The organism is Serratia sp. BNK-4 (genome assembly GCF_048685115.1).
Taxonomy (GTDB): domain Bacteria; phylum Pseudomonadota; class Gammaproteobacteria; order Enterobacterales; family Enterobacteriaceae; genus Serratia; species Serratia bockelmannii.
The window spans coordinates 34,835-41,680 of record NZ_JBLQTM010000002.1; the positions used below are offsets into that span (position 1 = coordinate 34,835).

Annotated in this window: 8 protein-coding genes; all 8 read left to right on the top strand. The window is 56.5% G+C overall.

Going from position 1 to position 6,846, the window contains the following annotated elements; translation table 11 throughout:
* Positions 1 to 3: 3 nt before the first annotated feature.
* A complete protein-coding gene (locus tag ACMGGW_RS24510; protein ID WP_420279569.1) occupies positions 4 to 363 on the top strand; it encodes a GPW/gp25 family protein in 360 nt (119 codons plus the stop codon).
* A complete protein-coding gene (locus ACMGGW_RS24515) occupies positions 338 to 1,252 on the top strand; it encodes a baseplate assembly protein (protein ID WP_420279570.1) in 915 nt (304 codons plus the stop codon). Before ACMGGW_RS24510 ends, ACMGGW_RS24515 begins: the two co-directional genes overlap by 26 nt.
* Complete coding sequence (locus ACMGGW_RS24520; RefSeq protein WP_420279571.1) at positions 1,242 to 2,372, top strand: phage tail protein I; 1,131 nt, start codon at positions 1,242 to 1,244, stop codon at positions 2,370 to 2,372. Before ACMGGW_RS24515 ends, ACMGGW_RS24520 begins: the two co-directional genes overlap by 11 nt.
* Complete coding sequence (locus ACMGGW_RS24525) at positions 2,372 to 3,718, top strand: phage tail protein (RefSeq protein ID WP_420279572.1); 1,347 nt, start codon at positions 2,372 to 2,374, stop codon at positions 3,716 to 3,718. Before ACMGGW_RS24520 ends, ACMGGW_RS24525 begins: the two co-directional genes overlap by 1 nt.
* A complete protein-coding gene (locus tag ACMGGW_RS24530) occupies positions 3,715 to 4,446 on the top strand; it encodes a tail fiber assembly protein (protein ID WP_420279573.1) in 732 nt (243 codons plus the stop codon). Before ACMGGW_RS24525 ends, ACMGGW_RS24530 begins: the two co-directional genes overlap by 4 nt.
* Before the next feature lie 50 nt (positions 4,447 to 4,496).
* Positions 4,497 to 6,038, top strand: coding sequence for a phage tail sheath family protein (locus tag ACMGGW_RS24535; RefSeq protein ID WP_265260606.1), 1,542 nt, complete (start codon positions 4,497 to 4,499; stop codon positions 6,036 to 6,038).
* Positions 6,035 to 6,541: a phage major tail tube protein gene (locus tag ACMGGW_RS24540; RefSeq protein ID WP_171884981.1), complete on the top strand. Its 507-nt coding sequence runs from the start codon at positions 6,035 to 6,037 to the stop codon at positions 6,539 to 6,541. The genes ACMGGW_RS24535 and ACMGGW_RS24540 overlap by 4 nt, the downstream gene beginning before the upstream one ends.
* 56 nt (positions 6,542 to 6,597) lie before the next feature.
* Positions 6,598 to 6,846, top strand: a 249-nt coding sequence (locus ACMGGW_RS24545) for a phage tail assembly protein (RefSeq protein ID WP_420279574.1), incomplete at its 3' end; no start/stop codon positions are given.

A 6,846-nucleotide genomic window follows, 5' to 3' on the forward strand; every position in this document is an offset into this window, starting at 1 on the left:
AATATGCAGGGAGTTAATGCGGCCAGCGGCAAGCGCCTGGCCGGGACAGCGCACCTGCGCCAGTCCGTCTTTGACATTCTGACAACGCCGATCGGTAGTCGCGTTCTGGTGCGAGATTACGGGAGCCGCCTGTTAGACCTGGTGGACAATCCCCAGGACGAAAGCACTCGCGTGCATATCATCGCAGCGACTGCCGGCGCCCTGGCTCGCTGGGAGCCACGCCTGCAGGTTAAATCGGTGACGGTGCAGTTTTCCGGCTCCGGGCAATTTGACCTGACGATTTACGGCATCAACACAGAAACGGGCTACCCGATCACTTTGGAGGAGCTAACGATAAATGGCGACCAATTCCGCAACGATTAACCTGTCGGAGCTGCCCGTACCCGATGCGGTAAAGATGCCCGATCCGGCGCTGATTTTTGCCGGCTGGCTGGCGCGGCTCCGCGAGCTGGACCCGGTTTATGATGCCTTGCTGGAGTCTGACCCCGTTTTTAAACAAGGGGAAGCCCTGGCGTATCACTCAACGCTGATCCGCCAGGGCATGAATGACTCCATTCGGGCTGTATTGCTGGCCAGCGCGAAAGGGAATGACCTTGACCAGATCGGCGCCAACTTTGATGTGGAGCGGCTGCTGATAAAGCCCGGGGATCCGAGTGCGGTCCCGCCGGTTGAACCGGTATTCGAAGATGATGAGGCATTTCGTACCCGAATACAGCTGGCGTGGTCCCGTTTAAGTACCGCCGGCGCTGAAAATGCGTATACGTTTTTTGCCGCGTCTGCCGATCCCGATGTGCTCGACGTCCGCGCATACGGCCCTGAAGATCACCAGCTTCTCGGCGAGGTCTATCTCTATGTGTTGTCCCGCACCAACGGGGGGATCCCTTCGGCCGAGGTGCTGAAGAAGGTCGCCGAGGCGGTCAATAAAAAAGAGGTTCGGCCGCTGACCGATTTTGTCACGGTAAAGCCGGCGGAACTGGTGGATTTTGAAGTGACCGCAGATATCCAGATCCCCTACGGCCCGGACACTGACACGGTGATGAAAGCGGCGGAGGATGCGCTGGACAAGTACCTGGCCATTGTTCACCGCCTCGGCCGGCTGGTTTCACGTTCGGCCATAGACCGCGCCTTACATCAGCCCGGGATAGTGACGGTAAAGCTGCTTTCACCTGCTGCAGATATCGGCATGGGAATGGGGCAGGCGCCGCGATGCTCAAAAGTGACGCTGCGTAAGGTGATCATCAATGCCGAATAAATTTAAAACCCTCCTCCCGTCCAATGCCATTCCGGCAGAGCGCGCCCTGGAGCGCGCGACAATTGAAGAGGTGCTCTCTATCCCGGACCTGATCCGGATAGTGAAAAACCCGGCGTTATGTCCCGTTGAGCTGCTGCCGTGGCTGGCGTGGGAGTACAGCGTGGACACCTGGAATACGGATTGGACGGAGGAGGAGAAACGGGCGGCTATTGCCCGTGCTGCCTATATCCATCGGCATAGAGGTACGCGGGCGGCGATCGAAATGTCGTTGTCCTCCTCGCCGTTCGCCAGCGATGTTATCGAGTGGTTCGAAAAGACGCCACGGGGGGAGCCTTACACGTTCTCTCTTGAGGTGACGCAGGACGACCGGCCGATCACGTTGGGCGATGTGCAGGACCTGAAAAGCGCGGTGATGAAAGGTAAGAATTTGCGCTCCTGGTTCGATGTGACATTTAAGGGGAACCTGGACGGTAAGGCGATTTTAGCCGGCTACATGATTGCGTCGGAGTCTATCCAGATTTTGCAGCCGTTTGAATTTATCGGTGTGCATATCAATGGCTGGATGACGTCAAATTTTACCCCGACGACATCATTTAAGGGCGCAACCTATACCCTCTCGGCGCAAGGCAATTTTGGCCTGATAACCTGGCGGGCGGATGGCCCGGCTACGGTGGCGTCTGACGGAACGGTAACCATTACGGGTCCGGGGAAAGTGTCAATCATTGCAACTGACGCCAAAGGCCGCGAACTGGTACACACGATTAATCCGCGTCTTTATCTCATACCAACCCCCGAGCGTATGTATCAGGCCGATATGCCTGCTTTTCTGGCGTCGAACAACGGCCGCTGGCCACATGAAAAAGAGTTATCGCTAAAGAGCAACGAATTTGCTCCGCGAGGTAATGGTGCGCTGTGGAACGAGTGGGGAAACATGGTGGTGTATGGATGGCTGCAAGATAACACAGACCGGCATTTGTATGTCACAGACACCCCGGGAAGACCAAATCCAGAGAGTACCCGGTGGGCCATTATTTTGCAGTATGGCCGAGGGAAAAATCTGGGGCTGACTAACCCGGACAGATATTGCACGGCCGCCGTAATTGAACTGGAGAGTGAATAATGGCAGCAGGATTAATTTTAACCGCCGTCGGGGCCGAGGCGATAGAGGCGGCCTATCAGGCCGGTGAGGTGGTCACTATCCCGATCGTCGCGTTCGGTGATGGTGGCGGGGCCTCTGTGACCCCTGACCCTGCCGTAACCAAACTGGTCAATAAATTTGGGGATGTGCCCTTTACGCAGGGGGAATCGGGTAGCGGCATGATTGCCGGCCAGGCGGTGATTAACGCCCGTAAGCACCCGGGTAAAGTGGTTCGGGAGTTTGGGCTGATGAGTAGCGCCGGCGTTCTGATTGCCTATGGCGCCTATCCAGACACCTACTTACCGGAACAAAATGACTCGATCGTAAAAGAGCTGGTGGTGAACTTTGCTATGCCGCTGGTACATGCCGAAAGCGTGGTGCTCGAGATTGACCCCAATATTTCGGTGCTGACGATTGAAGAGGCTGATGCCCGCTATCTCTTCAGGAAGGGCGACACAGCGACGGGGGATCTAGGCGCCCCAATGTTCCAGGCAAACGGCACGAACGGCATACCGGCCGGCGCAGGCATGTACAAGGAGCAATTGGACAACCACGCCCCATTTTATTCGCCTGATTATCACTGGTCCGTGACACCTGGAAGCACTTATATCCCCCTGGTTAAAGGGCGAGGGACTCGAAAAGGCAAAGGGTGGCCGACGGCCGTTAGCTTTGGCTACCTTATGCCGGGTACAGATATGCACGCTCATCCTGTTATCCACGCAATCGGTGATAGCGGGATGGAGTGTATTTGGGAGTTTGATACACAGAGCGGGGGGCTGAGAAGTAAAGCGGGTACGTTCGCGATAGAGGAGCTGCAGCCGATCGTTCCGCTGCCTTTTTCTGGTGATACCCCACCGATAGATCATGCCTTCATGGTTGGGCAGGCTTTCGATAAAAACGCCTATCCGCGCACGGCGCAGGCCTTCCCATCTGGGGTTTTTCCAGATATGCGAGGCCTAACTATTATGGGGAAACCTGATGATCGCGCCGTATTGTCCTGGGCAGAGGGGCAGGTTAAGAGCCACGGCCACAGCGGGGAGGTCTATGCGGCTGATTTAGGGTCGCGAGAAACGAATGAAACCGGTGGTTATAGTCCTCGCCTGCGGTCCTATCCGTCCAATACTGCGTTGGATGGCGGTACGAGCAACAGGCATTCAGTTGATCAGTCAAAAGAGTTTACGGACTACGGGCTAATTGAAGGAGTTCCGCCTCATAAACACTCTCTTTGGCTTGGTCCGCACGGCCACGGCCTGCGCATCGATGCATTCGGGGCTGCAAAAAATACCGTTGATAACATCGCTTTTAACTACATCGTGAGGCTTGCATGACTGATAGTTTTGAATTTTCTGATAGCCCGCGCTGGGTATGGGTATACCGTTTTGATGATGCAGGCATTTTTACCGGGTCGCTCAACTTTTACGTTGCACCGCATACCGGCTTACCGGCGAATTGCACGCCTGTGAAGTGCAACCCGAAAGCTGGCCAGGCGGGAATATGGAACGGGGAAGCCTGGAAGTATGTGGCCGACGTGCGCGGCGCTACATATTGGGATGAACAGGGCCGGCCGTTTGTCATGATGGAGCTGGCCGCATTTCCTGAGTGGGCAGTAACCGAAGCGCCGCCGGCGCCTGAACCTGGCCACGTTGTGTTGTATACCGCCGGCGCCTGGCAGCAAATTGAGGACCGTTCAGGGCAGACGTATTACACCGCCGACGGGAGTCCCCAGGTGGTTCCCAATGCTTATTTTGTCCTCCCTCCTGATTGCACCTTTACCGCGCCGGCGTCGCAATGGGACCGCTGGGACGGTGAGCAATGGGTAACGGATACGGATGCTATGAAGCGGGCCGCCGTAGAACAAGCGACGGTAACGAGGCTGCAGCTGCGGCAGCAGGCAGATCGGCAAATCGAATTGCTAAACGATGCAGCAGAAACGGGAATTGCTGCCGCCGGCGATGAGCAGCGCCTGGCTGCGTGGAAGAAATACCGCGTGATGTTGAGCCGTATCAGCCTCGACAAGGCCCCAGATGTTCCCTGGCCACCATTGCCAGCTGAATAACCCCCCTCCCTTGACCGCCGCCGGCGGTTTTTTTATGCCTGGAGATAACAATGGCAGAATTACATGGTGTTGAAACGATAGAGCTGAATAGCGGATCTGTTGCTGTGACGACGATTCAGACCGCGATTATCGGCCTGGTGGGAACGGCGCCGAACGCGTCGAAAGGCTCGCCGGCCAGTGTGACGACCGGGACGCCGTTACTGGATAACGAGCTGGTATTCAGAGCGGTAGACCCTGGCCGCCAGGGTAATCAGTACAGTGTTGAAGCTGTCGCCGGCGCCGCCGGCGTGAAAACCTCGGCCAGCTATGCGGCCGGCGTGCTGTCGATCATCTTGGCTGCAGATGATAAAGGCGCTGTGACTGCGACGACGGCCGACGTGGTGACAGCGGTGAATGCCGTGGCCGATAGCAAAATCAAGGCCGAAGAAACGACGGCGGCGGGGATTGTGGCGCCATTCACTGCCCTGTTAACCGGCGGGACCGATGAGCCGTTTCCTGTCAATACGCCTGTTGCCGTCATTGGGGGCACTCAACTCAGCGCCCTCGGTGCTGGTGGTACGCTGGGCGAGGCGATCACGGATATCACCGATCAAACGAACGCGCTGATCATTGTCGTGCGTGCAGCTGACAAAGAAGAAGGGAAGTCCGCCGGCGTGCTGAGCACTGAGAAAGGGGAGGCCTTAACTACAGAGGGCGGCGCCAAACTTCTTACAGAGCAAAAATTTGATGTTGACGTGAATACCCGGGCCAGCTTGATCGCCGCAATGGGTGCCTGGTCGCAAAGTGAATCAATCACCGGCTACCGCCCGCGGATCTTGATTGCCCCGGGGTTTAGTGAAGATGACGCGATCGGGAAGGCGCTGGAGACGGCCGCAAACAAATTGCGTGCAGTGGCCTATGTGGATTGTGAGTCGATGGCCACGCCGCAAGAGGTTGTGACCCGCCGCCAGATGTACGGCGCCCGGGTTGAGCTGTTACGCCCCCGCGTCTCGAAAGTGAAGGCCAACGGTGAGATTGCATTTCGCCCTTACTCCGCCTGTGCGGCCGGCCTGCGTGCCAAAATCGACCTGGAAAAGGGCTGGTGGTGGAGTAAGTCGAATCAGCCGATCGCCAATATTCTCGGCGTTGAACAGGTTGACGAGTTTATTCTCGGCGATCGCAACTGCCAGGCTAACCTCCTGAATATGGAAAACGTCACAACAATTATCCGCCGTGATGGTTTTCGCCATTGGGGGAACCGCCTTTGCATCAAGGATCCGCAATGGCAATTTGAGTCTGTGCGCCGAACGGCTGACGTCATCGAGGACAGCATTCAGGAGACTGTATTGCTGTACGTCGATCGCCCGCTGGATCTCGAAAACATCGATGACATCCTGGGCACGATTAACTCCTACATGCGCACATTGACCAAACTCAAGGCCATTTTTGGCGGGCGCGCCTGGCTGGATGAGGAGTTGAACACAGCCGAAACCCTGGCGGCCGGCGAAGTCTATATCGATTACGATTTTGGGCCAAAGTCGCCGACGGAACGGATCACGATGCGGGTCCGCATTAACAACAAATATGCTGTAGAGGAGCTGGGGACTGTATGAGCCAACCAACAACGTTAAGGGCCTGGACGTTTTTCGCCGGCGGTTTCCGTATTCAGGGCGCGCATGAGTATACGCCGCCGGAACTGTCGATTGTTAAAACGGACCTGCGTACCGGCGCGCAGGACGCGCCGACGCCGATGGATGACGGCATGGAGGCGCTCACCTGTCAGATCAAGTTTTACGGCATCGATGCGGACATGTTGTCCCGCTTTGGTTTTGTGACGGGCAACCGTAACCGCTTTGCGGCTTACGAGGGCTATCTCAGCAACGGCGGGGCGCTGGGGTCGATTGACGAGATTGAGGGCTTTGTCTCGAAGATCACCCCTGACGCCCGGGACAATCAAACGCTGTCTGAGAAGGCGACAACGGTCGAAATCGCGATCAACTACTACAAGCAAACCCTTGAAGGCCGGGAGCTGTTCGAAATCGACACAGAGCGCTTTATTCGCCGCGTGAACGGCGTGGATCAGCTGCGCGGTATCGCCGCCAAAATCCGCCTTTAAACCTTTCCTTATCGCTGACAAGCGGCCTCCGGGCCGCTTTTTTATTGGAGTTTTTTATGAGCTATCCAGCCAATACGAAAGAAATCAAGTTTTACTCCCCGCTGACCCTCGAAAACGGCAGCCAGTTAACGAGTGTGCTCATGCGGGAGCCTCTGGTGCGTGACCGTATTGAGTTCTCCCGGATGAAAGGGAATGACCTGGAGAATGAAGTGGCCATGATCGCGAACCTTTGCAATATGAACGTTGTTGACGTTGAGCGCCTGACTTCGGCGGACTTCTCCCAGCTTGAGGACATGTTTAACGAT